Annotated in this window: 22 protein-coding genes; 7 read left to right on the top strand and 15 right to left on the bottom strand. The window is 67.6% G+C overall.

Going from position 1 to position 26,879, the window contains the following annotated elements:
- Positions 1-5: 5 nt before the first annotated feature.
- The 6 genes from D187_RS59480 to D187_RS43045 form a co-directional block, all read right to left on the bottom strand.
- A complete protein-coding gene (locus tag D187_RS59480) occupies positions 6-584 on the bottom strand; it encodes an SMI1/KNR4 family protein (RefSeq protein ID WP_002620845.1) in 579 nt (192 codons plus the stop codon).
- A gap of 30 nt (positions 585-614) precedes the next feature.
- The gene (locus tag D187_RS43065; RefSeq protein WP_002620844.1) at positions 615-2,780 is read right to left on the bottom strand and encodes a malate synthase G; all 2,166 of its coding nucleotides are present in this window, start codon (positions 2,778-2,780) and stop codon (positions 615-617) included.
- A gap of 172 nt (positions 2,781-2,952) precedes the next feature.
- Entirely contained in the window at positions 2,953-3,354 is a 402-nt protein-coding gene (locus tag D187_RS43060) for a LytR/AlgR family response regulator transcription factor (protein ID WP_002620843.1), read from the bottom strand.
- An 86-nt stretch (positions 3,355-3,440) separates the two neighbouring features.
- Entirely contained in the window at positions 3,441-4,025 is a 585-nt protein-coding gene (locus D187_RS43055; RefSeq protein WP_002620842.1) for a hypothetical protein, read from the bottom strand.
- A 155-nt stretch (positions 4,026-4,180) separates the two neighbouring features.
- The gene (locus D187_RS43050) at positions 4,181-5,614 is read right to left on the bottom strand and encodes a hypothetical protein (protein ID WP_002620841.1); all 1,434 of its coding nucleotides are present in this window, start codon (positions 5,612-5,614) and stop codon (positions 4,181-4,183) included.
- Between the two features lie 81 nt (positions 5,615-5,695).
- The gene (locus D187_RS43045) at positions 5,696-6,796 is read right to left on the bottom strand and encodes a citrate synthase (RefSeq protein ID WP_002620840.1); all 1,101 of its coding nucleotides are present in this window, start codon (positions 6,794-6,796) and stop codon (positions 5,696-5,698) included.
- Between the two features lie 601 nt (positions 6,797-7,397).
- Here D187_RS43045 and D187_RS43040 point away from each other — a divergent pair.
- The gene (locus D187_RS43040; protein WP_043434320.1) at positions 7,398-7,934 is read left to right on the top strand and encodes a hypothetical protein; all 537 of its coding nucleotides are present in this window, start codon (positions 7,398-7,400) and stop codon (positions 7,932-7,934) included.
- 293 nt (positions 7,935-8,227) lie between these two features.
- On the opposite strand, the gene D187_RS43035 is transcribed toward D187_RS43040, so the two are convergent.
- The 7 genes from D187_RS43035 to D187_RS43005 all read right to left on the bottom strand — a co-directional run bounded on the left by D187_RS43035 (position 8,228) and on the right by D187_RS43005 (position 14,647).
- The gene (locus tag D187_RS43035; RefSeq protein WP_002620838.1) at positions 8,228-9,385 is read right to left on the bottom strand and encodes an ABC transporter permease; all 1,158 of its coding nucleotides are present in this window, start codon (positions 9,383-9,385) and stop codon (positions 8,228-8,230) included.
- Between the two features lie 3 nt (positions 9,386-9,388).
- Positions 9,389-10,546 carry an ABC transporter permease gene (locus tag D187_RS43030; protein ID WP_002620837.1) on the bottom strand — a complete coding sequence of 386 codons (1,158 nt, stop codon included), beginning with the start codon at positions 10,544-10,546 and terminating at the stop codon, positions 9,389-9,391.
- Complete coding sequence (locus tag D187_RS43025; RefSeq protein WP_002620836.1) at positions 10,543-11,238, bottom strand: ABC transporter ATP-binding protein; 696 nt, start codon at positions 11,236-11,238, stop codon at positions 10,543-10,545. Before D187_RS43025 ends, D187_RS43030 begins: the two co-directional genes overlap by 4 nt.
- The gene (locus D187_RS43020; protein WP_002620835.1) at positions 11,235-12,485 is read right to left on the bottom strand and encodes an efflux RND transporter periplasmic adaptor subunit; all 1,251 of its coding nucleotides are present in this window, start codon (positions 12,483-12,485) and stop codon (positions 11,235-11,237) included. The genes D187_RS43025 and D187_RS43020 overlap by 4 nt, the downstream gene beginning before the upstream one ends.
- A 242-nt stretch (positions 12,486-12,727) precedes the next feature.
- Positions 12,728-13,510, bottom strand: coding sequence for an aldo/keto reductase (locus D187_RS51240; protein WP_076606335.1), 783 nt, complete (start codon positions 13,508-13,510; stop codon positions 12,728-12,730).
- Between the two features lie 78 nt (positions 13,511-13,588).
- Positions 13,589-13,906: a GyrI-like domain-containing protein gene (locus D187_RS43010; protein ID WP_051256787.1), complete on the bottom strand. Its 318-nt coding sequence runs from the start codon at positions 13,904-13,906 to the stop codon at positions 13,589-13,591.
- A 108-nt stretch (positions 13,907-14,014) separates the two neighbouring features.
- Entirely contained in the window at positions 14,015-14,647 is a 633-nt protein-coding gene (locus D187_RS43005) for a TetR/AcrR family transcriptional regulator (RefSeq protein ID WP_043434317.1), read from the bottom strand.
- Between the two features lie 92 nt (positions 14,648-14,739).
- Between D187_RS43005 and D187_RS43000 the strand changes: the two genes are divergently transcribed.
- Both D187_RS43000 and D187_RS42995 read left to right on the top strand, forming a co-directional pair.
- Positions 14,740-15,405 carry an O-methyltransferase gene (locus tag D187_RS43000; RefSeq protein WP_002620831.1) on the top strand — a complete coding sequence of 222 codons (666 nt, stop codon included), beginning with the start codon at positions 14,740-14,742 and terminating at the stop codon, positions 15,403-15,405.
- 134 nt (positions 15,406-15,539) lie between these two features.
- Positions 15,540-16,796 carry a hypothetical protein gene (locus D187_RS42995; protein WP_002620830.1) on the top strand — a complete coding sequence of 419 codons (1,257 nt, stop codon included), beginning with the start codon at positions 15,540-15,542 and terminating at the stop codon, positions 16,794-16,796.
- A gap of 81 nt (positions 16,797-16,877) precedes the next feature.
- On the opposite strand, the gene D187_RS58540 is transcribed toward D187_RS42995, so the two are convergent.
- The gene (locus D187_RS58540; RefSeq protein WP_002620829.1) at positions 16,878-19,022 is read right to left on the bottom strand and encodes a DUF4082 domain-containing protein; all 2,145 of its coding nucleotides are present in this window, start codon (positions 19,020-19,022) and stop codon (positions 16,878-16,880) included.
- Positions 19,023-19,343: 321 nt separating this feature from the next.
- Here D187_RS58540 and D187_RS42985 point away from each other — a divergent pair, with 321 nt between their 5' ends.
- Together D187_RS42985 and D187_RS42980 are read left to right on the top strand one after the other, a co-directional pair.
- The gene (locus D187_RS42985) at positions 19,344-19,970 is read left to right on the top strand and encodes a DUF1294 domain-containing protein (protein WP_002620828.1); all 627 of its coding nucleotides are present in this window, start codon (positions 19,344-19,346) and stop codon (positions 19,968-19,970) included.
- A gap of 192 nt (positions 19,971-20,162) precedes the next feature.
- On the top strand, positions 20,163-21,422 hold the full coding sequence (locus D187_RS42980) for a cytochrome P450 family protein (RefSeq protein WP_002620826.1): 1,260 nt from the start codon (positions 20,163-20,165) through the stop codon (positions 21,420-21,422).
- A 67-nt stretch (positions 21,423-21,489) separates the two neighbouring features.
- On the opposite strand, the gene D187_RS42975 is transcribed toward D187_RS42980, so the two are convergent.
- On the bottom strand, positions 21,490-22,641 hold the full coding sequence (locus D187_RS42975) for a TolB family protein (protein ID WP_002620825.1): 1,152 nt from the start codon (positions 22,639-22,641) through the stop codon (positions 21,490-21,492).
- Between the two features lie 150 nt (positions 22,642-22,791).
- On the opposite strand from D187_RS42975, the gene D187_RS42970 reads away from it, so the two are divergent.
- A complete protein-coding gene (locus D187_RS42970) occupies positions 22,792-23,787 on the top strand; it encodes a hypothetical protein (protein WP_043434311.1) in 996 nt (331 codons plus the stop codon).
- A gap of 244 nt (positions 23,788-24,031) precedes the next feature.
- Positions 24,032-26,797, top strand: coding sequence for an AbfB domain-containing protein (locus D187_RS42965; protein WP_002620822.1), 2,766 nt, complete (start codon positions 24,032-24,034; stop codon positions 26,795-26,797).
- Positions 26,798-26,879: the final 82 nt, after the last annotated feature.

Raw genomic sequence — 26,879 nt, 5'->3', positions numbered from 1 at the left:
CCTTGTCACGGCCTGTCATGAGGCGTGGGCGGTGGAGTGACAGGCCTGAGGACCACGCTCCGCGGATGACCCGGGTTGAGGTGCGCGGCAAGCTCGCTCAGCGGCGGGCGATGCCTTGGGGGGAGCGCGTGCCGCTTCTGGAAGAAGGGTGCTCGTTCGAGATGCTCGAGGAGCAACAGGAGCCACGCATCGAAGGACACATACGTGATGTCTCGCTCGGCTCCTACCTTGTAGTTGAATTGGATGATCTGTCCTGGCGGGCCCCCGAAGCAGCCGGTTGTGTCGATGACTCCCAGCCCCCAGCGCTCCATTTCCAGGAAGGGAATCCATCCGGCGTTCCAATACTCGCCCGGGTGGAACCGCTGGGAAAACGCATCCTTCTCCAGACGGTTCCACTGACGAAGGATGTCTTCGAGCGGGACGAGGCTGATTCCCAGATAGATCTGTGAGCGGCTGGACGTATTCGTGTCGTAGTGGCAACCGTTGAAGGTCCGGTAGAGGATCCGGAAGGTCTCGGGTACTGGCCGGGAGCAAGCGTTGGATCCTGGGTGAACGCCGATCGAGGCCAGGTGCTGAGCAAGCACTGGCGACTTCAGGGCTTCATGCCCCCCGCCCTACCGCCGGGAGGCCTTCGCCTCGCGGCGCCGGGCGTGGAGGATCCACTCGGTGTAGCCGTTGGGCTGCTCGCGGCCCTTGAAGATGAGCTCCCTCGCGGCCTGGAAGGCCACCCCGTCGAACCGCGGCCCCAGGGGCCGGTAGCCCGGGTCTCCCGCGTTCTGCCGATCCACCACCACGGCCATCCGCTCGAGGCCCTCCCGCACCTGGGCCTCCGTCACCACGCCGTGCCGCAGCCAGTTGGCCACGTGCTGGCTGGAGATGCGCAGCGTGGCGCGATCCTCCATCAGCCCCACGTCGTGGATGTCCGGCACCTTGGAGCAGCCCACGCCCTGATCGATCCAGCGCACCACGTAGCCCAGAATCCCCTGGAGGTTGTTGTCCAACTCCTGGCGCACTTCCTCGGGCGACCACTTCGCCTCGGGGGCCAGGGGGAGCGTGAGCAGCGTGGACAGGGGCGTGGGCGCGCGCTGGCGCAGGGCCTCCTGCCGGGCCGCCACGTCCACCTCGTGGTAGTGCAGCGCGTGCAGGGTGGCCGCCGTGGGCGACGGCACCCAGGCGGTGTTGGCGCCCGCCTGCGGGTGGCCCACCTTCTGCGCCAGCATGTCGGCCATCTTGTCCGGGGCGGCCCACATGCCCTTGCCAATCTGCGCGCGGCCCTTGAGCCCACAGGCGAGCCCCACGTCCACGTTGCGATCCTCGTAGGCCTTGATCCACGCCGTGGACTTGATCTCGTTCTTGCGCACCATGGGCCCCGCCTCCATGGAGGTGTGGATCTCATCGCCCGTGCGATCCAGGAAGCCGGTGTTGATGAACACCACCCGATCGCGCGCCGCGTGGATGCACGCGGCGAGGTTGGCGCTCGTGCGGCGCTCCTCGTCCATGATGCCAATCTTCAGGGTGTGGGCGGGCAGGCCGAGCAGCCGCTCGACGCGCGAGAACAAGTCGTCGGCGAAGGCGACCTCCTCGGGGCCGTGCATCTTGGGCCGCACCGTGTAGACCGAGCCCGTGCGGCTGTTGCGCCGGGCGTTGGGCCCGCGCAGGTCATGCACCGCGATGAGCGAGGTGACGACGGCATCCAGGATGTTCTCGGGGATGGGCGCGCCGTCCTTGTCCAGCACGGCGTCGGTGTACATGTGCAGGCCCACGTTGCGCACGAGCATCAGGCTGCGGCCGTGCAGGGTGAGCTCGCCCCCGCCCGGCGTCGTGTAGACGCGATCGGCGGCCATGCGGCGCTCCACCTTCTTGCCGCCCTTGTCGAAGTGCGCCGAGAGCGTGCCCTTCATCAGCCCGAGCCAGTTGCGGTAGAGCACCAGCTTGTCCTCGGCGTCCACCGCGGACACGCTGTCCTCGCCGTCCATGATGGCGGTGAGCGCGGACTCCACGAGCACGTCCGCCACGCCCGCCTTGTCCGTGCGGCCCACGGGGTGGCCGCGGTCGATGGTCAGCTCCACGTACAGGCCGTGGTTGACGAACAGCAGGGCCGAGGGGCGCGACGGCTCGCCGCGCAGGCCGGCGAACTTCGCGGGCTGGGCGAGGCCCGTGCGCTGGCCCTCCGCGAGGGTGGCCACCACGGCGCCCCCTTCCACGGCATAGGACGTCACGTCGCGGTGCGAGCCCCGGGCCAGGGGGAAGGCCTGGTCGAGGAAAGCGCGGGCGCGGGCGATGACGCGCTCGCCGCGCACGGGGTTGTAGGGCCCCGAGCGCGTGGCGCCGTTGTCCTCGGGGAGGACGTCGGTGCCATAGAAGGCGTCATAGAGGCTGCCCCAGCGGGCGTTGGCGGCGTTGAGGGCGTAGCGCGCGTTGGTCACCGGCACGACGAGCTGCGGGCCGGCGACCCGGGCGATCTCCTCGTCCACGTTCGCGGTGCCCACGCTGAAGGGCGGGGGCTCGGGCCGCAGGTAGCCAATCTCCTCCAGGAAGGCCAGATAGGCCTTGGGGTCGAACGGCCGGGGGTGGGCGCGGTGCCAGTCGTCGATGGCCTTCTGGAGGGCGTCCCGGCGCTGGAGCAGGGAGCGGTTGACGGGGGCCAACGCGTGCACGAGGGCGTCCAGTCCGGAGCCGAACGCCTCGGCGTCCACGCCGGTGCCGGGCAGGGCCTCCTGCATGAGGAAGGCATGGAGCCGGGAATCCACCTGCAAGCCGCCCACTCGAATGCGCTGCATCTATCCATCCCCTTTGGCTGAATGGCCGCGCTCGCGACGCGGTGCATCCTCCTTGGCAGATGGGTCCGGGCTTGTCGACGGGCGGATGCGCGCTCCCGTGCGGGACGACACAGAGCAACGGCTCGGAGACGCCCCACGGGCCCGAGTTCCTGTCGTCACGTGAACGAACGGATCAGGCCCACTCCATGAGGCTCCGTGCCCGGTCGCGATAGCCGCGGCTGAGCTTGAGGCTCGTTCCATCGCACAGGAAGACCTGGTACTCGCCATGGAAGAGGGGGCGCATCTCCCGCAGCCGCTGGACGTTGATGATGGTCGAGCGGTGGATGCGCATGAAGTGGTGGGGGTCCAGGCGGGCCTCCAGCTCCCGGAGGGACTGCCGGAGCAGGTACGTGCTCCGGCCCGCGTGCACCTGGACGTAGTCGTCCTGGGCCTCCAGCCAGTCCACCTCGCTCACGGGCACGAAGAGCACCCGGCCGACCTCCCGGATTACCAGGCGCTCGAGCGGGCGCGAGGGCGGAGGGGGCTCCGCCCGGGAAATACCGCGGTGTGTCAGGGTCCTCGAGGAAGCGTCCACGCATGTCTCCTGGAATCGGAATGGTGTGGAGGACTTCTACGGGGGCAGCGTGATGGGGGCGTGACGGCGCGGCCGCCGGGCGCCCGTCAGAACGTGATCGTCATCTCGTGGAGGATCGAGCTGCAGCCCGTCTTGGAGCCGGCCTCGTCCCCATCCGTGTCCGCCACGCAGGAGATCTGCCATACCAGCCGGCTGGCGGGGTTGAGCTGGGGGAACTGGAACGTCTTGGTGGCATGGCCATAGTTCCTGTAGCCGTAGTGGAACTCCGGCCCCGTGGGGACCACGCCCTGGGGGGCCACGGACAGGATGGGAGAGGGAGCGGTGAAGACCTTGTGCCATACGCCGCCCTCGACGCGCGTGGTCCCCCCCACCTCCTGCCCGAAGACGTACATGCCCACCCACAGCTCGGTGTCGCCGTTGCGCAGCTCCATCTCGAAATCGATGTCCATGTCGGGGCCGTGGCCGGCGAAGTCCGCGTCACCCGCCACTCGGGGCGGCACATAGAAGGGCATGTTGTAGCGGCCGAGCGTCACCGAGGTGAGCCCCTGGTTGGCGGTCACGGTGGGCTCGGCGGAGGAGGCGGCGTCCGTCGCCTCCGTCATGTCGCCTCCACAGGCGCTCAGGGCCAGGGCGAACACGGGGAGGAGGAGGGACTTGGGGGTGGGGAACATGGAGGGCTCCTGGGAAGGGTGGGTTGCGAAAACCACCCTACAGAGCCCGCTCCCGCCTGGCGGCCGGTGTTCCGTGAAGCGCTCCACCCGTGCGGTGAACCGGCCGGAGGCGCCGGTGAACCGCCCAGGTCAATTGACTTGAATCGTGCCCGTGCTCAGGGGAGCCGGAACACGCGCAGGTTCTCTTCTCCCTTGCGCACGTAGACGAGGGCGTCGTGCGTCGCCAGGTAGAAGAAGCGGTTCTTGACGAGCTCGTGCCACCCGCCGAAGGCGCCGGCCTCGTACTCCGGCGCCTCGCGGAGCTCGAGGGCCACCGGATCGATCTCGAAGGTCCGGTACTCGAAGCTGCCATCCCCGTCGCGGTCGTACCGGAACGCGGCGATGTAGCGGTTGAGCGGTGGCACGTAGGTGAGAATCTGTCCCTCGAAGTAATCGCTGTAGCAGCGGGAGAGCTCGAGGTTGCTCTTCAGGCGCAGCTCTTCCCACTTCGTCGTGTCCAGGTCGTACGTGATCAGCCTCGGAGGGAAGGTGCCATGAGGCGCCTCCGGGGCGGGGAAGCTCACCAGCTTGCGACCCACCCGGACCACCTGGGCGAAATGCCAGATGGGGGGCGTCACGACCTCCCAGCGCCAGGACTGGTCGTCGGTGCCGAAAGACCACCACTTCGAATAGTTGTAGTTCTCCGTGGTGCCGAAGAGGTAGCGGTGGCTCACCTCGTCCCAGAACGTCCAGCCGGCCGAGCCGCCATATCCCGTCACTCCGTCGTAGGTGGCCCCCGGGGTGTTGAAGGGGTTGTGGCGCTTCCAGGTGTGGGTGGTCAGGCTGTAGCGCCACATCCGCCGGACGCCCAAGGCCACCTCCTGGAGGTCCGGGTTGTAGACGAGCCCGTTGTACGTGTGGCGGGCCACCGGGTGGCCCGTCGACGCGGCGGGCCGGGCCGGGTCGAAGAACTCATCCGAGTAGACGTCACTGTCCGGGTGGGCCTTGGAGTACTCCTCGGCGGGCGGGTAGTAGCTGTACGTGTTCCCATAGACGACCCCCGTCCAGTTCGCCGGGTTGTCGGGGAGCTGCTCGATGCTCCAGCGCATCTTCGCCATGTCGAAGCGGTAGAGGCCGTTGTTGGAGCTGTCGGCGTGCCCGCCGCCGAAGGCCCACCAACGGGCGCCAGGCGCGTCGACCGCCACGCCGGAGAAGGCGTTGATGACCGCGGCGATCCCCCCGGAGCCGAGATCCCGGAAGCCAGGAAGCGCCGCCTTGACCTCCGCGTCCAGCGAGGTGAGCGGCGTTCCGGCGACCTCGATCCACCGCCCCTTGGGGACGAGCGCCCACGACACCGCGTTCACGAGTCCCGCCGTGTCACGTCCAGGTGTCCACACGTTGCCCGCGAGCGTGCCGGTGTCCGTGCCGGTGCCCCAGGTGAACGAAGGCGGAGTCCCCCCATCGGGTGAAGGAGTGCCGCTGTCGGGTAGAGGAGTCTCGCCGGACGAGCCCTCCGACGGCGAAACACAGCCAGCGAGCACGCTCGCGACGGAGAGCGCCAGGAAGAGACTCCAAGATGACGAACGTCGGCCCAGACGGACTGCGCGCATGCTTCACCTCTCGGCGAGATGGCTGACGGCCTCGCTACGTGTGGAAGGCACTCTGGTGAGCATGCCCCATTTGCGACCCACTCAGCCCGGCATCGGCCCCACGTAGCGGGAGGCGGGGCGAATGAGCCGGCCGGTGGCGCGCTGTTCGGCGACATGGCCCAGCCACCCGGCGACCCGGCCACAGGCGAACACGGCCGGGAACAGCGAGCGCTCCAGCCCCACCGCATCGAGCAACACCGCCGTGTAGAACTCCACGTTCGCGCGCAGCGGCCGGTCCGGGTAGCGCTGGCGCAGCAGCTCCTCCGCCGCGCGCTCCACCGCTCGCGCCAGCGCGAGCCGCTCGGTCTTCAAGCCCCCCTGCTCGAGCCGCTCGAGCGCGCGCTCCAGCACCGCCGCGCGAGGGTCCCTCACCCGATAGATGCGGTGGCCCATGCCCATGATGCGGCGCCCGGCGCGCAGCTCCGACTCGAGCCACGCGGCGGCCCGCTGCGGAGCGCCAATGGCGTCCAGCATGTCCAGCACCGGCCCGGGAGCGCCTCCGTGGAGGGGTCCCTTCAACGCCCCGATGGCCCCCACCACCGCCGACACCGCATCCGAGCCCGTCGAGGCAATCACCCGCGCGGTGAACGTGGAGGCATTCAGCCCATGGTCGGACACGGTGACCAGGTAGGCCTCGAGTCCGGCCGCCCGCTCGGGCTGGAACTCGCCCGTCACCATGCGCAGCAGATCCGCCGCGTGCGAGAGCGAGGGATCCGGCCGCACGGGGGCCAGGCCGCGTGCGCGCCTCGCAAAGGCGCCGGTGAACACCGCCAGCGCGCCCGTGAGCAGAACGAACGTGGCCAGCTCCTCGCCCGGGTGCGCCGGAACGTGGGCCGCCGCGGCCCGGAGCGCGTCCATCGCGTCGCGCGCCTCCAACGCATCCCCTCCCCGCTCGAGCAACCCGAAGGCGCGCACCCGGGCCTCGCCCAGGGCCGCCTGGAGCGAAGGAGGCAAGGCCTCCTTCGCGTACGGGGCCCAGAGCCTCGCGCACACCTCCTCGAAGCCAATCGCTCCGGCGAGTGACTCCACGTCCCCACCGGCAATCACCAACCGCCCCCGCTCGCCATCCACCTCGCTCAACCGGGTCTCGGCCACCACCACTCCCTCGAGACCTGCCTGCACCGCAGCCTGCGTCGCGTCCATGTTCGTCACCCTCCGAGGCAAGCTTTAATTTCCGCCCTCCGGGCTCGAAACTCGATTCGACAATCGACATGTCCGAGCCCGGAGCCTGGTGCGCGAGCCCCTCTTTCACGGCCCTCGTTTCCAACCGTCATGGGAGGGAGCACTGCCTGAGCGCGCACTGGGGGAACGAGGCGCCCAAGGGCAACTGCCTGGATCGTGGTGCGGGTGACGAAGCACTCCGGCCGTCTTGGCAGAAGGTGAAGTCCCATGCCCTGGCCTTCCCTCATGAGGCCTCGACCTCGCCCCCCTGTGTGTCATTGGACGGTCTCGGCCATGAGCATGGACGAATCCGTCCACAAACACTATCACGCACCGAAACGAGAAACTCACTCGCCAGCACAATCAATTCAATTTCACCACAAACATCCCCCCCCACACACGACAGCGCAGCAAAACAACAGCACAAGCCATTGACACCCATGCCTGATTTTTCTATTTATCGGCAGGTGGATTGGCGCCGAGCTTCGCGGCGGCTGCCTGGTGAACCAAGATCCACATCGTGCCGTTCAATCCCTAACCAAACCGGTGAGTCATGAAGAGTCTGGGTGCGTCCACTTTTTGTATGGTCGCTTGTGCGCTTGCCCTGGGGGCGTGCGGTCCCGCGCTGGAGGATGAGCAGGGAGACGGCACGGAGCCTGCCTCGGCTCCGTCCGAGCAGCCCAAGAAGTCTGGCACCACCGACTCGAGCGCGGCCGAGTTCGCGGAGCCTGGAATGGTGTACGCACAGACCCTCGTGAAGGACCTGGGCAGTGCCATGGGCTCTCCTGTCACCACCTATGCGAACATCAGCACGGCCACCAACCAGTGGTCGGTCAGCTGCAACGGTGGGGGGTCGCGAGACATCGCTTATGTGTGGAAGGCGCCTTCGGCGGGCTCGTACTCGTTCAGCACCTCCAACTCGAACTTCGATACCGTGTTGCAAATCCGCAACTACAGGAACACGTCGCAAGTCATGGGATGCAGTGATGATGTGGGAAGCAGCCTTCGGTCGCGGATCACGCTCCCCTCGCTCCAAAAAGGGGATCTCCTGCTGATCATCATCGAGGGCTACGCGGGTGAGTATGGTAATTCCGCTCGACTGAACATCGCCAAGAATTGAGGGACAGGCTCGCTTGGACGATTCGGGGGAGGACGCAGCCTCCCCCGCCCTGACGTCAGGGCGAGAGCCGGGAGTGCTGGCGTATCGGAGTTCCGCCGCACGCGCCCGTGATGCCAATCTCTCCCACCGACTTGATGCCGAGCGGGGCCCCTTACGGACGGAGAGTTCCTCCCGGCTCCGGCGGTGGAGCGGGGAGGCCGGCTGCCGACGCGCGGCTATGGCCAGAGTGGCATGAGTGTGCCGCACCTCGGCCGCGCCCATGCCCCCACACCGCTGGAAGACGCACGGCGAGGTCATGCTCTCAGTGCATCCAGGATGGACAGCCGTGAGGCCCGCAGAGCGGGCAGCATCCCGCCCAGCACGCCCATCACCGTCCCGAAGACGAGCGCCGCCACCACGATGCCCAGGGTCGGCGTGAAGCCGAACCGCACCTCGGCGAACGTCTGGAAGTTCAAGGTGCGAATCTCCATCCACCGCGTCGCCAGCGCTCCCAGCGCGCCCAGCACCCCTCCGGCCGCCCCCAGCACCGCGGACTCGATGAGGATGCTCGCGAGCACGCTGCGGCGCCGGTAGCCCACCGCCCTCAGCATGCCCAGCTCGGTGAGCCGCGCCGACACCTGCGCGTACATGGTGATCATCGCGCCCAGCACCGCGCCCACGCTGAAGATGAAGGACACGAAGAGGCCGAGCACCCGGATGAAGCTGGCCAGCCACGTGGCCTGCTCCGCCCAGTACTCGGGCTCCGGCTTCGCATCGAGCGTGAAGCGCGGGTCTCCCTCTACGTCCCGGATGAAGGCATCCCGGGCCGGCACCGAGCCCGTCCGCACGACGATGGAGTTGAGCCCCGGCCGGTCGAAGGCCGAGCCCAGCCGGTTGACGTCCACCCAGAGCTCGGACTCGTAGGCCCCGCCGTCGGCCGAGAAGACGCCCACCACCGGCCAACGCTGCTCGGCGAAGCGCAGCTCGCCTCCCAGCCTCGCCCCCGGCGAGCGGCCCACCAGCGCCTCACCCAGGGCAATCTCATTCGTCCCCGCCTTCGGAGGCCGTCCGGCGATGAGCCGCACGATGGGCCGGATGGCGAAGCTTTGGGGGCCGATGCCCCGCGCGTTGACGTTGGACTCGTTGCCGTCCGGGCGGGGCAGCAACACCGGCACCACCAGCTCGCCGGCCACCAGCGGGGCTCCCTCCACCGAGGAGGCCACCTGTGTCGCGCTCCCCAGGGCGCGCAGGGCGTCGCGCGCCACGGAGCTCATCAGCTCGCTGGTGGAGCCCTTGTTGAGGAGGACGACGTTGCGCGGGTCTCCCCCGGAGGCGAGCGCGGACTCGATGCCGTTGGCCAGCATCAGCACCGCGGCGAAGACGAAGACGACGAGCCCCAGGCCCACCACGGTGAGCCCCGTGGACAGCCGCCGCGCCCAGAGGCTGCGCGTGTTGTAGTAGAGGGGAATCATCGCTCAGGCCACCTTCCTCAGCCCCTCGGCCACGGAGATGCGTACGGCGCGCAGCGCCGGAATGGCCCCGGCCAGCAGCGACACCCCCAGCGCCGCCAGCGCCCCGAGCAGCAACGTGCTCTCGCGCATGAAGTCCTTGGGGACACCCAGCTGCGAGCCCACGGCCGAGATGAACCCGTGGATGAGCGGTGGCGCGATGAGCACCCCCAGCGCGGCCGAGGCCAGACCGATGACCAGCGACTCGAAGAGCACGAGCATCACCACCCGTCCGCTCTTGAAGCCCATGGCCCGCAGCGTCGCCAGGTCGCGCGTGCGCTCACGCACGCTCATGGCCAGCGTGTTGCCGATGACCAGCAGGATGATGAGCAGGATGACGGTGGACACCACCTGCACCGCGGTGATGATGGCCGACAGCATGGAGATGAAGCCCAGCGTGGCCGCGCGCTCGCTCTCGGTGCGCGTGGGGTACGGGCTGTTGGCGAACATGGCATCCACCGACGAGGACACCAGCGCCGAGCGCGACGGATCCTCCACCCGCAGCAGGAAGGCGCCCACACGGTCCCGGCGCTTCTCCGGCAGCTTCTCGTTGAGACAGCGGAAGCCGAAGAAGAACGAGGCCGTGTCCATGCCGCCGCTGAGCACGTCGTAGACGCCACGCACGGTGAAGGTCCAGTCGCCCGGGTAGATGGTGCCCTTGAGCGTCACCCGATCTCCCGCCTTCCAGCCGTAGCGCGCCGCCAGATCCTTGCCAATGAGCGCACCGCACGGGTCCGCCGTGAAGGCAGCCACCTGCTCCGGTGGGACGCTCACCTCGTCGAAGACCTTCATGAAGGAGGACGGGTCCACGAAGGCCGAGCCGAAGAAGTCCTTCTGGGACTCGCCGTACCTCCCACCGAAGAAGCCATAGAAGGTGACGTCGCTCACGCCCGGCACCGCGGCGATGCGCGGCAGATAGGCCAGCGGCAGGTCCTCCGTGATGGAGACCTTGCTGCGGGTGAAGAGCCGGTCCGCCTGGGCCGCCGCCGCTCCCACGTAGAACAGGTCCACCACGGTGCGCAGGAAGATGAAGGCCATCACCCCCACCCCTCCCGCCAGCACCGTGAGGCCCAGCCGCAGGGGATTGCGCAGCAGATCCTTCCAGACGAGCCGCCCGAACGTCATTGCAGCAGCCCCTTCTCCAGGTGCCGCACCAGGTCCGCCCGCCGCGCGGCATGCGGGTCGTGCGTCACCAACACCAGCGTCTTGTGCAGCTCGTGGTGCAGCACCTCGAAGAGGTCCAACACCTGCTCGGCCGACTGGCGGTCCAGGTCTCCCGTGGGCTCGTCCGCGATGAGCAGGTCCGGGTCCGTGACGATGGCCCGCGCGATCGCCACCCGCTGCTGCTCGCCGCCGGACATCTGTGGTGGGCGGTGCTTCATCCGGTGCCCCAGGCCCACCACCTCCAGCGCGGCGGCCACGTGCTCGCGGCGCTCGGAGCGCGAGAGCGGCGAGAGCAGCAGCGGCAGCTCCACGTTCTCCGCCGCCGTGAGCACGGGCAGCAGGTTGTACATCTGGAAGACGAAGCCCACGTGGCCCGCGCGCCAGTCGGACAGCTCCTTGTCGCTCATGCGCGCCAGATCCTGCCCGCCCACCTCCACCACGCCCGTGGTGGGCCGGTCCAACCCGGAGATGAGGTTGAGCAGCGTGGACTTGCCCGAGCCGGACGGGCCCATGAAGGCCTCGAAGGCCCCCGTCTCGATGTCCAGGTTCACCTCCTCCAACACGGGCACGACGAGGTCGCCGCGCCGGTAGGACTTGGAGACTCCTCGGAGTCGGATGAGGGGAGGCGTCACCTCGCTCGGCACGGTGCTCATCCACCCTCCGTCAACACCTTCACCTTGCGCCCCGTGCGCAACCGGTTGTCCGGCGACACCACCACCTGCGTTCCCGGCCGTGGCCCCTGCGCCAGCGCCACCTCGTCCCCCACCTTCTCCGCCACCCGCACCGGCTGGCGCTTCAGCCGCCCGTCCCGCACCACCCACACCACGGACTGCCCCTCGCTCCGCACCACCGCCGAGGCCGGGACTCGCAGCGCCCCGTCCTTCTTCGTGAGCGCCTCCGGGGGCAGTTCCTCCTTCAGGAAGGCCACCCGCGAACCCATGTCCGGCAGCGCGCCCGGGGGAATCTCGTCGAACTGCACGTTCACGTCGGCGGTGGCCTTGGAGCGATCGATGGCCGGGCGTACCGAGCGCACCTTGCCGGCGAAAGCCTGGTCCGGGTACGCATCCAGGAAGATGAGCGCGGGCTGGCCCACCTCGATGCGCGGCAGCTGCTCCTCGCTGACCTCGGCCTCCACCTCGAGCGCCCCCAGGTCCACCAACTCGACGATGCCGCCGATGTTCTCCTGCTCGAGCGCGGCGGGCGCGAGCACCGCGCCCTCGTCCGCCAGCTTGCGCACCACCGTGCCCGGGAAGGGCGCCCGCACCACGGTGTGGGACAGTTGCAGCTGCGCGGCCTCCGCCGCGCGCCGGGCGGCGGTGAGCTGGGCACTCGCGGCCAGCTCCTCGGCGGAGGAGGCCTGGGCGAGGGCCTGTGACTCCTCCAGGCTGGCCCGGGTGATGACCTGCGCCCGTGCCAGCCGCTCGGCCCGGGCCAGATCGTTGCGCGCCCGTGTCGCCGTGGCCCGTGCGGCGAGGAGCCGCTGGCGGGCCGCTTGGATCTCCGCACGGGCTCGAGCGGCCATCACACGCGCGTCCCGGTCATCCAGGCGGGCGAGCACCTGCCCCTCCTTCACCGCGTCACCCTCGTCCACCGCCACCTCCACGAGGCGGCCCGCCACCTGGGGCGCGATGACGGAGCGCCGGCGCGAGGCGACGAATCCAGCGGCGGAGAGCTCCGTCTGCTGCTCGCCGGGCCGGGCCTCACGGACCTCGGCCACGCGCACGCTGGGGGCACCGCCCACCACCAGCGTCGCCACCACGAGGGCGAGCACGACGGCGAGCGCTCCCCACGGCAGCCACCGCCGCCCGTGTCTCCGCCGGGAGTGGGCCGAACGGTCGATCCTGAGCGCGTCCAACCTCTGGGCCTGCGCCTCCGCCATGGGCATCACCCCGTGCTTCATGAGACCTCGGTGAAAAAGATAGGGGGAGACGCGGTGTGTGACTTGAGGCAATGGCCGCCCGTCCCCTCCTCCGCCGAGGTGGTACGAGCGCTGGTGGGGCGGGCAGGAGCGTCAGCGCACGCCCAGCATGACGGAACGTGATTCCTCGAACCGCTGAGCGCCGCGTCGAAGCCCACCACCACGTGCCCCGCCAGGTCTTCCGGTGAGCGCGGGAGCTGCATGCGAACCCCCGGGTTCGGGCGTCAGACGGACATCCTCTGGAACACGAGCGAGCCCAGGCGACGCTCCAACGCCGTCATCCGGCGGCCCACGGTGGAGGTGACGACGCCCAGCGCGTGAGCCGCCGCGGACAACGAGCCGGCCTCCGCCCTCGTCGCTGCCTCAGGCGGCGGACTCGCCTCTCGCGGCGTCGGCTCCGCTCCCGCTGGAGTGAGCATTTCAGGATTGTCCTCGAAGATGTTGAGCTGGTGCTGGATGGCCGCACAGTGCTTTCCGGCGGCGAAAGCCCGGGCCCGCACCGGATCATCGGTGCTCCAGCCATAGGCACGGATGTGACCCTCCGCCACCAGTGATTCGAGGGTGTCCAGCACATCATCCACCTGATCCGCGGGATGGCCGCCCACATGGAACTGAAACAGGTCGATGTATTCCGTACCCAGCCTGCGCAGGCTGGCCTCGCAGGAGCGGCGGATGGCTTCTGGATGGACCTCCAGACCGTCTACCAGCTTCTGATCGTCCAGCACCCGGTAGCCGAACTTGGTGGCGATCACCACGCTGGACCTGTGACCGCCGAGGGCTCTTCCCAGAATCCGTTCACTGTGCCCAGCCCCATAATTGGCAGCAGTGTCAAAGAAGGTCACGCCCAGTTCGACGGCCCTCTGGATCGCATGGATGGATTCCTGGTCGTCCACCGGTCCGTAACCCCATTCCTCGGTGCCGCCCCGGAAAGGGCCTCCGATGGCCCATCCGCCCAGCCCGAGGGCGCTGACCTGAATGCCTGTGTTTCCCAGTGTGCGTGTAGACATGACTGCTCCCTGGCTTCGCTTCTGGCGAAACCTCTTGCGTGGATTTTCCGTCGTCGTGCGGGTGTGGTGTTTCCCGGCTCAGCGGATCAGCCAGGCCACTTCGGTGCGGTAATCGGCGGTGTCGTCGGTGTTGCCCTGTTCGAACAGGTACACCTCATAGGGGGGCCCCTGGGTTTCATGGCCGTGTTCCCGGATCCAGTTACAGACCGCCTCATAGGCTCCCTGCATCCCGAAATCCCCGCCGCATTCCCCCCCATGCACCGTGTAGGCCGCCGTTCCTCCCGGGAGGGTCAGCACATCGAACCCTCCTGGAAGCAGTAGGGGTCCATCGATCGTGAAGGGCTGGCAGACTTCCACATCCCAGGTGTCCTCCCCCTCGCTCTCGAAATACCGCACGATTCCAGATCCGGAGGGGTGGGCGCCTGCCTCTCCGAGGGCCGAGAGTTGCGTATGCGTATAGGCGGGATAGAGGTGTGGAGGCAGGCGGCGAGTGCTGCTGCTACTTCAACGCTTCCCGAGGCCTTCGAGGTAGGCGCAGAACATATCGGCCATGGCCTCGGCGAAGGCTTCGATCTCCGCGGGGGTCCGGGGACTTTCCGAAAAATCCTTTCCCACCGCGCTGAGCGTCGTCGTGACCAGCTCGGCGGCCAATGCACGCGTCGCCTCCGTGGCCTCGGGGAGCACCTCCCGTATGAAGGCCTGGAAGGCGCGGTCACCCGACGCCCTCGCCTCCCGCGCCTCGGGCGCATCGCGATAAAGAGGGGCGGCGTCGTTGAGTGCCACGCGCATCCCGGCCTCCTCGCATTCCGAGCGGATGAAGGCGTGGACAAGGAGGCGCAGCCGTTCCAGCGGCGGTTTCCGGACGTCCTCGAGGATGCCGCTCAGCAACTCGGACGTCCGCCGCCATTCGTCGCTCTGCAGCCGGAAGAGGATCGCCGCCTTGTTCGGGAAGTACTGGTACACCGAACCCACGCTGACGCCGGCCTGCTCGGCCACCCGCGCCGTGGTGAAGCGCTGCGCGCCTTCCTTCGCCAAAACCTGAGCCGCCGCTTCCAGGATCGCCGCGACGAGTTCGGTCGAGCGAGCCTGTTTGGGCTGTTTTCGTGAGGAAATCCTGGGGGTTTGGCGGTCGGTCATGGGTGGGCACGGCAATGCGAATAGGAAACCTGACGGATTCGTCGCATTCTAATCCGGCTCAACGACGGACGCACCTTGAACCGGAGATAGACATGACCACCCTCACCACCTCCCCGCTTGCACCGCTGTTGGATCGGTTGTTCGAAGAGGCCGCCTCGACGTCGCCGACGACGAGCCCGGCGCTCGCCAATCTTTCCAGCGAAGAACGGGCCAGACGGATGCGTAGCAAGACCGACTACCTGGACTTCTATGGGCGCCTGAAGGATTTTCCGCTCGCGGTCTCGCGAGAGACAGGCACCCTGCTCTACATGCTGGCGCGGAGTTGCAACGCGCGGACGATCGTCGAGTTCGGGACCTCGTTCGGCATCTCGACCCTGCACCTCGCCGCGGCGCTGCGTGACAATGGCGGCGGCCGCCTGATCACCAGCGAGTTCGAGCCGTCCAAGGTGGAGCGCGCCCGCGAAAACCTGACGGCCGGTGGTCTCATCGACCTGGTGGAGCTCCGCGAGGGAGACGCGCTGCGGACGCTGGCCGTCGAGCTCCCGGAAACGATCGACCTGATCCTGCTCGACGGCGCCAAGGCGCTCTATCCCGAGATCCTGGACCTGGTGGAGAGCCACCTCAGGCCGGGCGCGCTCATCATCGCCGACAACGCCGACTTCAGCCCCGACTACCTGGCGCGCGTCCGCTCGCCCGCCGCGGGCTACCTGTCCACGCCATTCGCCGAAGATGTCGAGCTGTCCATGCGGATCGGTTGAAGAGGGGACTGAGCCCATGCACGATAAGATTTGACAGATGAAGCGGCGCGGCTCTATCTAGCCACGCATCCCGTCGAGGCAGGGGGGGACCCGCCTCCAGCCTCCAAGACCGGATGATCAAGGAAAGAATAGACATGCGAAGAAAGCTCCTGGCGTTTCTCTGTGCCTCGATGGCCGTCCTGGGTTGTGGCTCGGAGCAGCCGCCTTCCCAAGTTCCGCGTGTATCGGTGGCGCCTCCCGAGGGGATGAAGACGCTCTCCGCGAGTGCCGCGCTGATGTCGCCCCTGGCCGCCAACAATCACGATGCGAGTCAGGCCATTCCCATCAATCTGGAGGCCGTCTACGGCGACTACCTCACCGCCGTGGGACAGGAGGATTGGTATTACGTCCATACGCCCTCCGCCGGAAAGCTCACGGCCCTCATGGTGCCCCCGAACGACGCGACCATTGATTATGACTTGAGCGTGTTCCGTCTGAATGCGTCCACGGGGTACCTGGAGAACCAGCTGGATTCCATGTACGGGCCGGGCACGACCGAGCAGCTCAGCCTGTCGGCCAGCGCGGGAGGCTACTATTTCATCCGCGTCACCTCCTACGCGGGCTCGTCGGAGACCACCCCGTTCTACCTGCTGGCGACGTTCTCGCCCAACCCGGACCCGGCCGAGCCCGATGACAACGTGACCCAGGCCCGGGCCGTATCGGGCTTGCCCACGCTCCAGCAGACGATCGACAACGTTTATGACCAGGACTGGGTCGCCTACCAGGTCACCACCCAGACGAACCTGCGCGTGAGACTGGACGGGCAGACCGCGGGGAGCACCTTCTTCCTGGACATCTTCAATTCCAACCTGGGCAGCATGGGTCGCGGTGCTCAAGGAAACACGTACGCACTCTCCCTGTCGCCCGGCACGTACTACTTCCGGGTCGCCTCCTCCAGTGGAACGGGAAGCTATACGCTGTCACTGCTTCCCTCGGTGCCGGTCCGGAGTGGGACCCTGTCCTATATCCAGCCCTGCTGGAGTAATGACGCCCATCCCGTGAATTACGGGTATGGAATGCGTTTCCGGGCGAAGGAGGGGTGTGAGCTGATCGTGACTGGGCAGGCCTTCGACAGCAACCAGCAGGCGGCCAGCTTCGCCCGCGTCACCGTCTTTTTCCAGACGGAGGGGATCTCGAACATCGTCCGGAAGGACGTCGTCGCGGATGTCTTTGGCTACTTCACGGCCTCCGTGCTCGTGCCGAATGGCTATGGTCTGCACTATTACGACAACTGGGTGAGCGGCCACTACTGGGACTGGGGTTACGTGGACGTCTATTCGACCGATACCGCGGCCTTCCTGGGCTCGGACGCCATCTACGCGTTCTCCTACCAGGTGTATCAGCCTCACTGAGGCGCCTTCCGGCCCCACGCGCCCGAAGAAGCCGCCCCGCGACGGAGACCGTTCCGTCGCGGGGCGCCCCGTGTCACCTGCTCAGTCCGGGATGCGGTACGAGTGGTGCGTGTACTCGGCCGTGAAGGAGTCGGTGAACCTGCCGCCGGAGTAGGAGATGGAGCGGTTCTCGCCCAGCACTTCGAGGGTCCCGCTCGCGGGGAGCTCCGCCGGGAGGGTGAAGGTGTAGGTCCCGCTGGTGAACTGCCGCTTCTGCATGGCGAAGACGTAGGCCGCGCCGTCGCGGTACTTGAGCATCGTGCTCAGGCTCGGGTTGAACTGCCACACATAGGACTGGGTGTTGAGCACCCGGGCCAGCGCGGTCACCTCGGCGTTGATCTTCTTCACGCGCTCGCGCGTCGCCTGGTACTCCGCCCGCGAGTCGTTGAGGACGTCGGTGGAGAATGGGTTCGCGGTGGAGTCGGAGAAGACGTGCGAGAAGTACCCGAGCATGCGCGCCTCGTGGATGAGCGTCGACCACACCGCCCCCTCCACCTGGTTGGCGGTGATGACACTGCCCTGGGCCTGTCCGCCCAGCTCCACGATGACGCCCAGCGGGATGCGCGGCTCGCCATTGTTGCCGGCGCCCGACGCTCTGCGCAGGCCCGTCATCAGGATTTCACCGTAGTTGGCGGCCCGGCGCACCTCGTTCGCGGGAATGTCGAACCAGTTGGGCGCCTCGCCACCAATGTTGCCATCCGTGTAGAAGTAGATGTCACCGGTGACCATGCCGAACCGCCAGTTCGCCCTCGGGTCCGGGCCCTCCGCGCCGTTGATGCCAATCTCCCGCTGCTCGTCCGACCACCACATCAGCGCGCCCTTGCCCACGTTCGCGTAGATGAAGGCGTTCGGGTTGTTCAGCTCCTGGTACAGCGCGTTGTAGATGGTGAAGCCACAGCGGCGCGGATCATCCGGGATGCACACGTCATAGGTGGCCACATTGCCGGTCCACGGATCCCACCCGGGTCCGGCCCACATGTCCGTCTCATCGTAGAAGGTCGTTCCCACCGCCTCACCGCCCAGACCCGAGCCGGCGAGGTTCCAGATGCCATGCTGGCGCATCCATCCCGCGGACGAGCCGTTGCCGGCATAGGTCTCCAGGAAGGTATTGATGCCGTGCGCCTTGTCGGTGGTGATGCGCCGCTCTTCGTCCGTGTACGCGCCCCAGTAGCCGATGGGGAAGAAGTCCTCGGACAGCCAGGGCGTGCCCGCCATGGCCGGGAAGCGGGCGTAGAAGGCGGGCCCGCCCTCCCAGGGCACACGGGGCAGGTTCAACCCATCGGGTGGCTGTTGCGCGGACGTGGTGGCCGAGGCCGTGTTGGAGGCGGCGCTGAGATTGCCCGCGAAGTCCCGGGCCTTCACCGTGTAGCGGTAGAGCGTGGAAGCCGCGAGGCCCAGGTCCTTGTAGCCGCGCGTCGTGCCAGGCACCGAGGCGACCTCCTCGCCCTCACGGAAGACGAGATAGGCCGTCACCCCGACATCGTCCGTGGCCGCGCCCCAGGTGAGCTGGATGCTCCCCGGCGCGGAGGCGGTGGCGACGAGCGAACCCGGAGCGGAGGGGGCGCTCGTGTCGGGGGTGGGGAGGAAGAGCACGTCCACGAAGTAATGGGTGTTCTGATAGCTCTGCGTGGGGAAGCCGCCGCTTCCATAGACATAGACGCCGTTCTGACCATCCACCCCGGACGCCAGCGCGGTGAGGGGGCCATTCGTCGCGTCCTGCCCGGCGAAGTAGCCGCCCGTCGCGGAGTACCGGCCGCGCGGAGCGAGGTAGGAGGCGACATAGGTGGTATGGGCCGCGATGCTCACGGGCGAGGCGAAGCGCACCGTCTGCCACCCGGTCGCGGTCTCCTGGGTGAACGTCGCGGAGGCGAGCCGCTGCCCGGCACGGGTCCAGAGGCTCCCGACATGCGTGCCCGCGTTGGCCGCGCTGCCCTTGTAGAAGCGGATGCCGGTGACGGCGCCAGGGACGCTGGAGCGGAACTTCACGCCCAGCTCGACGGAGGCCGTGTCCGAATCCTCGAGCGTGGTGGGCGACGCGCTCGTGCCGAAAATACTGATTTCACTCGCGAGGCCACTCGGGGTGGACCTGGGTTCGTGGACAGCGGGTGTGCCCTGGGTGCAGCCCACGAGGAGGCCTAGCGACAGGAACAGACACAAACGCGACGCGGAATGGTGAAACCGGCTCATCTCTCTTCCTCTGCAACTCGGTTGCGATGTGGGGTCTCCGAAAGCCACACGGAAAAGGCGTGTCATCCGGAGGGTGAAGGCCCTCTTCACGGCATGTGCTAACCATGACATAAGCCGCTCACAATGGAAAACCAGATTATCGAATCAAAGCAGAAAAAGCCGTGAGGAGCGCGCCTCGTGCGCCGGTCGCTGGGCTTGCCATGCGGCGCCGCCTCATGGCTCCGCGGGGGTTGCCGCACGCGGACGGCGATTGGCGTGGTGAGCTACCTGACGGCATGTTAACTTCTGGAGCGTATCCGAACGCACTCCAAGTGAGAGATCATGAAGAACCCAGGGGTGATCAGCCGCTGGAATGACGACAAGGGTTTCGGCTTCATCCGGCCCACGGCGGGTGGAGACGAGGTCTTCCTGCACATCTCCGCGTTTCGCGGCGACCGGCGTCCGCAGACCGGAGATCAGGTGAGCTTCATCGTGGGCAAGGACACCCAGGGCCGCTTGCGTGCCGAGAAGGCTCACCTGGACAGCCTGACCATCGACGAGCCGAGCGTCCACCACGAGCCGCGGAGGGAAGGCCAGGCCGTGCGGAACCCGAGGGTGAAGTTCGCGATCTTCCTGGCACTCTGCACGCTACCGACCCTCGGCAGCCTCCGACTGTTGGTCGCCGGGCTCTCTGTCTGGCCATTGTTGATCTACCCCGTAGCGAGCCTGCTGACCTTCGCTCTCTATTGGGACGACAAACGGAGCGCCACGCGTGGCTCCTGGCGGACGTCGGAGTCGATGCTGCACTTGTTTGAGCTGCTGGGCGGTTGGCCGGGAGCCCTGATCGCCCAACAGAAGTTCCGTCACAAGACCCGGAAGGTTTCGTTTCAGGTGCCGTTCTGGCTCATCGTGCTGGCGCATCAGGCGTTCTGGGTCCTGATGGCCATCTCGCTGTGGGGTGGCAGGTAGCGAAGCCCCGGAGGCAGCAGCACCCGTGGTGCCGCCTGCTGGAGACGACGACGAGCGTGGAATCCATCGCCAGCCAGGTCGGCTACTCGGGCGTCACCTCGTGAATGTGGCCCTGGCGCGGAGCGGGCTCCTCGCGCATAACTACCCCCCCCAAACCGCCCCGAGCAGGGGCCACGGACAGGTGGGTTCCACATGGTGGAGGCAGTGCGCGTCAACCTTCAGCGCGAGTTCGAGTCCCCGGAGGCGCGGGCCAATCCCATTCCCGTCTACGCGAAGCTGCGGAAGCTGGGGCCGGTCCTCCGCTCGCCCGCCCTCTACGGCGAGGGCTTCGTCCTCCCCCGGTACGAGGAGGTCGTCAGCGTCCTCAAGGATCCACGCTTCGCCAACGACCGCCGCAACGTCCCCGGCGGCACCTCCCTGGACCGTTGGTGGGTGCCGGCCATCCTGCGGATGCTCGTCTCCAGCATGGTGCTCAAGGATCCGCCGGATCACCGCCGCCTGCGCAACCTCGTCCAGAAGGCGTTCACCCCCCTGATGGTCGACAAGATGAACGGGCGGGTGGAGCAGATCACCGAGGAGCTGCTGGACGCCGCCGCCCGGAAGCCGGTCGTGGACCTCATGGAGGAGTTCGCGATGCCCCTGCCGCTGACCGTCATCTCGGAGATGCTCGGCGTCCCCGAACCCGACCGCCTCAGCTTCCGCAAGCTGATCACCAAGGTCCTGGATCCCGCGGCGATGAGCCCCCTGGCGTTCATCCGCAACTACCCCTACATGCTCCAGCTCAACCGGTTCCTGCGCAGGCTGGTGAAGCTGCGCCGCGACCAGCCGGGGGATGATCTGGTGACGGCGCTGGTGCAGGCCGAGGAGGGCGGGGACCGGCTCGGCGAGGACGAGCTCATCTCCATGGTCTTCCTCCTGCTCTTCGCCGGGCACGAGACGACGGTGAATCTCATCGGCAACGGGATGCTGGCGCTGGTGCGGCACCCCGACCAGCTCCAGAAGCTGCGCGAGCAGCCCGACCTCATCGACAGCGCGATCGAGGAGATGCTGCGCTTCACCAACCCCGTGGGGCAGGTGGCGCCGCGCTTCGCCAAGGAGGATGTGGAGCTCGCGGGCGTGCGGATTCCCGAGGGCAGCGCGGTCACCCTGCTCATCGCCTCGGCGAACCTGGACGAGGCGGCGTTCCCGAACGCGGACACGCTCGACATCACCCGCACCCCGAACCGCCACGTGTCCTTCGGGTACGGGATCCACTACTGCCTGGGCGCTCCGCTGGCCCGGCTGGAGGCCCGGGTCGCCATCCCCGCGTTGCTGCGGCGCTTCCCGCGCCTCGACCTGGCGGTGCCGGCGGAGAAGCTGCGCTGGCGTCCCAACATCGGCCTGCGCGGCCTGGAGGCACTGCCCCTCTCCGTATCGCCGGCCGGCTCGGCGGCGGGACGGTCCGCCGCGTAAACTCCGCGGATATGGCCTTCGGAAGCGGCGCTGAGTTCCGCGCCGTCCGGGGACCGTCGGGCGCACCCTACTTCGCGATCTTCCAGACCTGGCTGGAGTTGCGCCAGTAGACGCCCTCTCCATCCACCGCGATGACTTCGGGAATGATCTCCGGAGGGGACGAAACGGTGGCCAGCACCTGGGAGCCACCGCCGTTCTTGCACGTCGCCGTCAGGGCCGTGCCATTGAACCAGTAGTAGCGCTCCGCATCGACGGTGATGGACAAATTGGTCGCGGTGCTCGCGAGCCGGGTGACGGCACCGCCGCTCTTGGACACCTTGAAAATGCCTCCCGTGCGGTCGGCGAAGTAGAGGTCCGTCTCGTCCGGGGTGAGCGACACGATGCTGCCCGGGATGGTGACGAGTCTCGTGGGCGTCGCCAGGCCCTGCTTCGAGGCCTTCCACACGGTGGACTGGTCCTTCGCCACGTCGTCGGTCACGATGTACACGCTGGTGCCGTCCACGCGCACGCTCCTGCCCACCTCGTTCGCGATCGACCGGGTGGTCTGGGTCCAGGCGCCTCCCGAGGAGAGCGACGTCGACCAGACGGACCCGTCACCGAGAGACAACGCGTAGAGTTTCGTCGCGTCCACGGCGGTGAGGGTGAGGGAGCGGGAGCCGTCGATGCCCGGCACCGGGGTGATGCTTCCGTCGGGATTGATCTCGTTCAGGTGGCCGAGCCCCGAGTTGCCCGGGTATCTGACGACGGCGTAGGCGGAGGTTGCGTTCGACAAGAACGTGGGCGGGCGCAGGAGATTCTGGGCGAGCAGGACTCTCGAGCCGCCCTGCTTGGAGACTCGGCCGAAGTAGCTGTAGCTGGCCTCGTACGTGATCGCCCCGGCGAAGTACACGTCGTTGCCCACGGGAAGGATGGGCTTGTCGAGACCGGTAGCTTGCGCGAGTTGCACCGGCGTGCAGCTCCCACCGCACAGCGGCGTGCAGCTCACAGCGGAGGCGGAAGGCGCGGGCAGGACATCCGCCGGGTTCGTCGCCAGCTCCAGCCGGTCCTCGCCGCGCGCCGTCGTCGCGATGTCCGACAGCTCCCCTCCCTCGCTCCCCGCTCCGCATCCGAGCAGAGCGGCCGCGAGGAAAAGCGCCGGGACAGAACGAGACAGCTCGCGCGACGTGAATGCCTTCGTGCGGAAGCTCCTGAATCCATCCTCGTTCTTCTCCATGATCATGTTTTTGCCCATACCAAGTTGTGTTATTGCTGGTTTTCCATTTTTAACCTATTGTCTTGGTCCAAGGCTGTCAAGACGATGTTTCGAGGGGAATCGATGACGCGATGTTATTCGGATTGCCTCTCAACGCAGCCATTTCCCCGGTGATCCATGCTCCTCATTCGCTCCACCACTCTCTCCTGCCTCGTCGTGCTCGGCCTCGTAGCGGCTTGCGGCGATCATTCCATTCCCAGCCCCGTCGACACACCCGACGGTTGTGACAAGGCGTGCGCGACTGGCGAGGCTTGTGAGAGCGGTGTTTGTGTCGCGACCTGTCAGATCGACGGCAAGCAGGTCCCCGCCGGGGCGGTGAACGAGACGAATCCGTGCGAACAGTGCTCGCCGCTGACGTCCGCGACCGCGTGGACGCCACGCGCTGACGGGACGTCATGCAACGCGGGACAGGTTTGCTCGGCCGGCACGTGCACCCCGAAGTGCTTCATTGACGGCGTGCTCCACGCCTCGGGTGCGCCGAACCCGGGAAACGCCTGCGAGACGTGCGTGCCGGAGACGTCGACCACGCGGTGGACGGCTCGGGCGAGCGTTCCGCTGCTGGTCGGCGGTAACGACATCGCGGCGCAAGGATGGACGACGGCCTCGCAGACACCGAACACGCTCACGTACGGCGCGGACTACGTTCGCCTCGCGACGTCGACGAGCAGTGGCGCGCGAACGAGCGAGCAGTTGCTCATCATGCGGGCGAACGCGCTCGACGCCACGAAGCCTTTCACCCTCCGCGTGACGATGCAGGTCGAGTCGGTGAACACCCACAACCAGCTCGACAGCGGCGCGGCCATCCTGGGCAGCTTCACACCCCCGGGCGGACAAGCCGTGGATCGCGCGCAGATGATCTACCTCGACAGCGCGGCGATCGGCTGGGCGGACGACACGCAGTCCGCGGCGTTCGCGGTGACCGACGGCGCGTATCATGTTTACGAACTCTCGGTGGACGCGGCGAAGGTGGCAACGGTGAGCATCGACGGCGTCGCGAAGCTCACGCGGAACAACTTCGCGGCGAACGGCACCATCGCCATCGGCGACCAGACGAACGACGCGAATGTCGACGGAGCCGTGCGGATCAAATCTGTCGAGCGGCTCTGTCCCTAGATGTAATCCCTTGTCCGCGGAGGAGGCGGCGTCCTCGCGAGTGAGGCGCCCTCCCCTGCTCCTCGGCGTGCTTCCTGGAACGACGCGATGCGGCATCCCGCAGCTGAACCCGCCGTTGCGCTTCACTGGACAGGTCCGGAAGTCATTTTAATCACTGTCTTCATGTGAATTCATTGGAAATCGTGTAAATGGGCACAGCCCCGGAGACAGCTGAATCCCCCCTGTCGGCTCCGGGAGGACACCCATGACCCAACCCTCTCGACGCACACGTATTGGCGGCACGGCGCTGCGACTGCTGCCCCTGCTTTGTGGCTTGTTCTCGTCCCAGGGAGCCCAGGCCGCCTGGGCGCCCAAGACGCCGCCGCTGACGACGCAGTGGACCTCGCAGGCGACTCCCAGCAACGCCCTGCCGGAATATCCCCGGCCGCAGATGGTGCGCGCCGATTGGCAGAACCTCAATGGCGAGTGGCAGTTCGGCAACGCCACCGCGGGCCAGACGCCTCCCTTCGGCCAGAACCTGTCCGAGAGCATTCTCGTCCCCTTCCCCATCGAGTCGGCCATCTCCGGCATCAAGCGGCACCAGGACCGGATGTGGTACCGGCGCACCTTCACCGTGCCCGCCGCCTGGAGCGGCCGGCGCGTCCAGCTCCACTTCGGCGCCGTGGACTGGGAGGCCACCGTCTACGTCAACCGCCAGCTCGTGGGCAGCCACCAGGGCGGCTTCGACGGCTTCAGCTTCGACATCACCCCCCACCTCAATGGCGGCACCAACGAGATCATCGTCGGTGTCTATGATCCCACCGACGCGGGCGGACAGCCCGTGGGCAAGCAGCGCAACAACCCCAGTGGCATCTTCTACACGGCCGCCTCGGGCATCTGGCAGACGGTGTGGCTCGAGCCCACGCCGTCCGCGAGCATCACCCGCCTGGACATGACGCCGGACGTGGCGGGCTCGGCCCTGCGCCTGACGGTGCGCGGCGCGGGAATCGCCGGCCAGACGGTCGAGGCCGTGGCCTTCGATGGCACCACGCAGGTGGGCAGCGCCACGGGCAGCGTGGACGGGGAGATCCGCATCCCCGTGCCCAACCCCAAGCTGTGGTCCCCCGACAGCCCCTTCCTCTATGACCTGCGCGTGTCGCTCAAGAGCGGCTCCACCGTCGTGGACCAGGTGACGAGCTACTTCGGCATGCGCTCCGTCGGGCTCAAGCTCGTGGGGGGCGTGCTGCGTCCGGTGCTCAACGGCCAGTTCGTCTTCCAGCTCGGCACGTTGGATCAGGGCTACTGGCCGGACGGCATCTACACCGCGCCCACGGACGCGGCGCTCAAGTTCGACATCCAGAAGCACAAGGATCTGGGCTTCAACCTCATCCGCAAGCACATCAAGGTCGAGCCCCAGCGCTGGTTCTACTGGACCGACAAGCTCGGCCTGCTCGTCTGGCAGGACATGCCGCTCATGGCCCTGACCGGGCCGTCCACGGCGGCGAAGGCCCAGTTCGAGCGCGAGCTGCGCGAGATGGTGGACGAGCACCGCAGCTCCCCCTCCCTCATCACCTGGGTGGTGCAGAACGAGGGCTGGGGTCAGTACGATCAGGCCCGGCTGGCGGACCTGGTGAAGAGCTGGGATGCCTCGCGGCTGGTGGACAACATGAGCGGCATCAACTGCTGTGGTGCCGTGGACGGTGGCAACGGAGACCTGGCGGACTGGCACGTCTACCAGGGCCCGGGCTCCCCGGTTCCGTCCGCCACGCGCGCGGCGGTGCTGGGGGAGTTCGGCGGCCTGGGCATGCGCATCTCCGGCCACGAGTGGAGCCCCGGCAATGGCTTCGGGTACGGCGAGCTGTACACCACGAGCGCGTCGCTCACCGCGCGCTACCTGGAGCTCATGGCCGGCCAGCGGGCGCTGCTCGACAACCCCGGTTTGAGCGCGTCCGTCTACACGGAGATCACCGACGTGGAGAACGAGGTGAACGGCCTGTACACCTACGATCGGGCCGTGTTCAAGATGGACTTCAACCAGGTTCGCGCGGCCCATCTGGATCTGATCGCCGCCTCGAAGCTGCTCAACAACAAGGGGCCGCTGCCCGTGGGACAGTTCCGCGCCCTGCAGGTGACGACGCCGGGCTACACCAACCGCTTCGTGCGGCACATCGAGAGCCTGGGCACCACCGAGGTGGTGACCCCCACCAGCGCCACCACGCTCAAGCAGGACTCGACCTTCAAGATCGTCGCCGGCCTGGCCGATGCCGCCTGCTACTCGTTCGAGTCGCGCAACTACCCGGGCAGCTACCTGCGCCACTCCAACAGCCGCATCCGCCGGGACGGGCGTGACGGCTCGGCGCTCTTCGACCAGGACGCCACCTTCTGCGCGCGCGGCGCGCTGGATGGCTCGGGGAACGTGTCGCTGGAGTCCAAGAACAAGCCCGGCGCCTACCTGCGTCACCGCGGGGGCGAGGTCTGGGTGGACGTCCTGGAGAACACCACGGGCTTCCGTCAGGACGCGACCTGGGCCATCGCGACGCCGTGGTGGAAGAGCGGCGCGAACGTCCCCACGAACACGTTCCAGTCCTTCCAGGTGACGTCGGCGGGCTACACCAACCGCTACCTGCGTCACATCGACAGCCTGGCCAGGACCGAGGTGGTGGACGGAGCCAGCAGCTCGGTGCTCAAGCAGGACGCGACCTTCAAGCTCGTGCCCGGCCTGGCCGAGTCGAGCTGCTACTCGTTCGAGTCGCGCAACTTCCCGGGTGAGTACCTGCGGCACATGGGCAGCCGCGTGCGGAGGGATCGCCGCGATGGCTCGGCGCTCTTCGACCAGGACGCCACCTTCTGCGCCCAGCCGGGTCTGACCGGCTCGGGGGTGTCGTTCGAGTCCTTCAACTACCCCGGCCGCTACATCCGCCACTACGCCGCCGAGGTGTGGACGGCCTCGGGCTACGGGAGCACCTGGGATTCGGCCGGCGGCTTCAACGCCGACTCGACCTGGAACGTCGTCGCCCCCTGGGCCCCCTGAATGACCTCCCCCCGAGGGAGGCCTCGCCACACCGCGAGGGCTCCCTCGAGCGGGGACTGGGCTACGCCGGCATCCTCTTGTT

Origin of the sequence: Cystobacter fuscus DSM 2262, assembly GCF_000335475.2 — a bacterium.
GTDB classification, from domain to species: domain Bacteria; phylum Myxococcota; class Myxococcia; order Myxococcales; family Myxococcaceae; genus Cystobacter; species Cystobacter fuscus.
The sequence above is the reverse complement of the archived record's forward strand: the minus strand, read 5'-3'. Positions and strand labels throughout refer to the sequence as shown.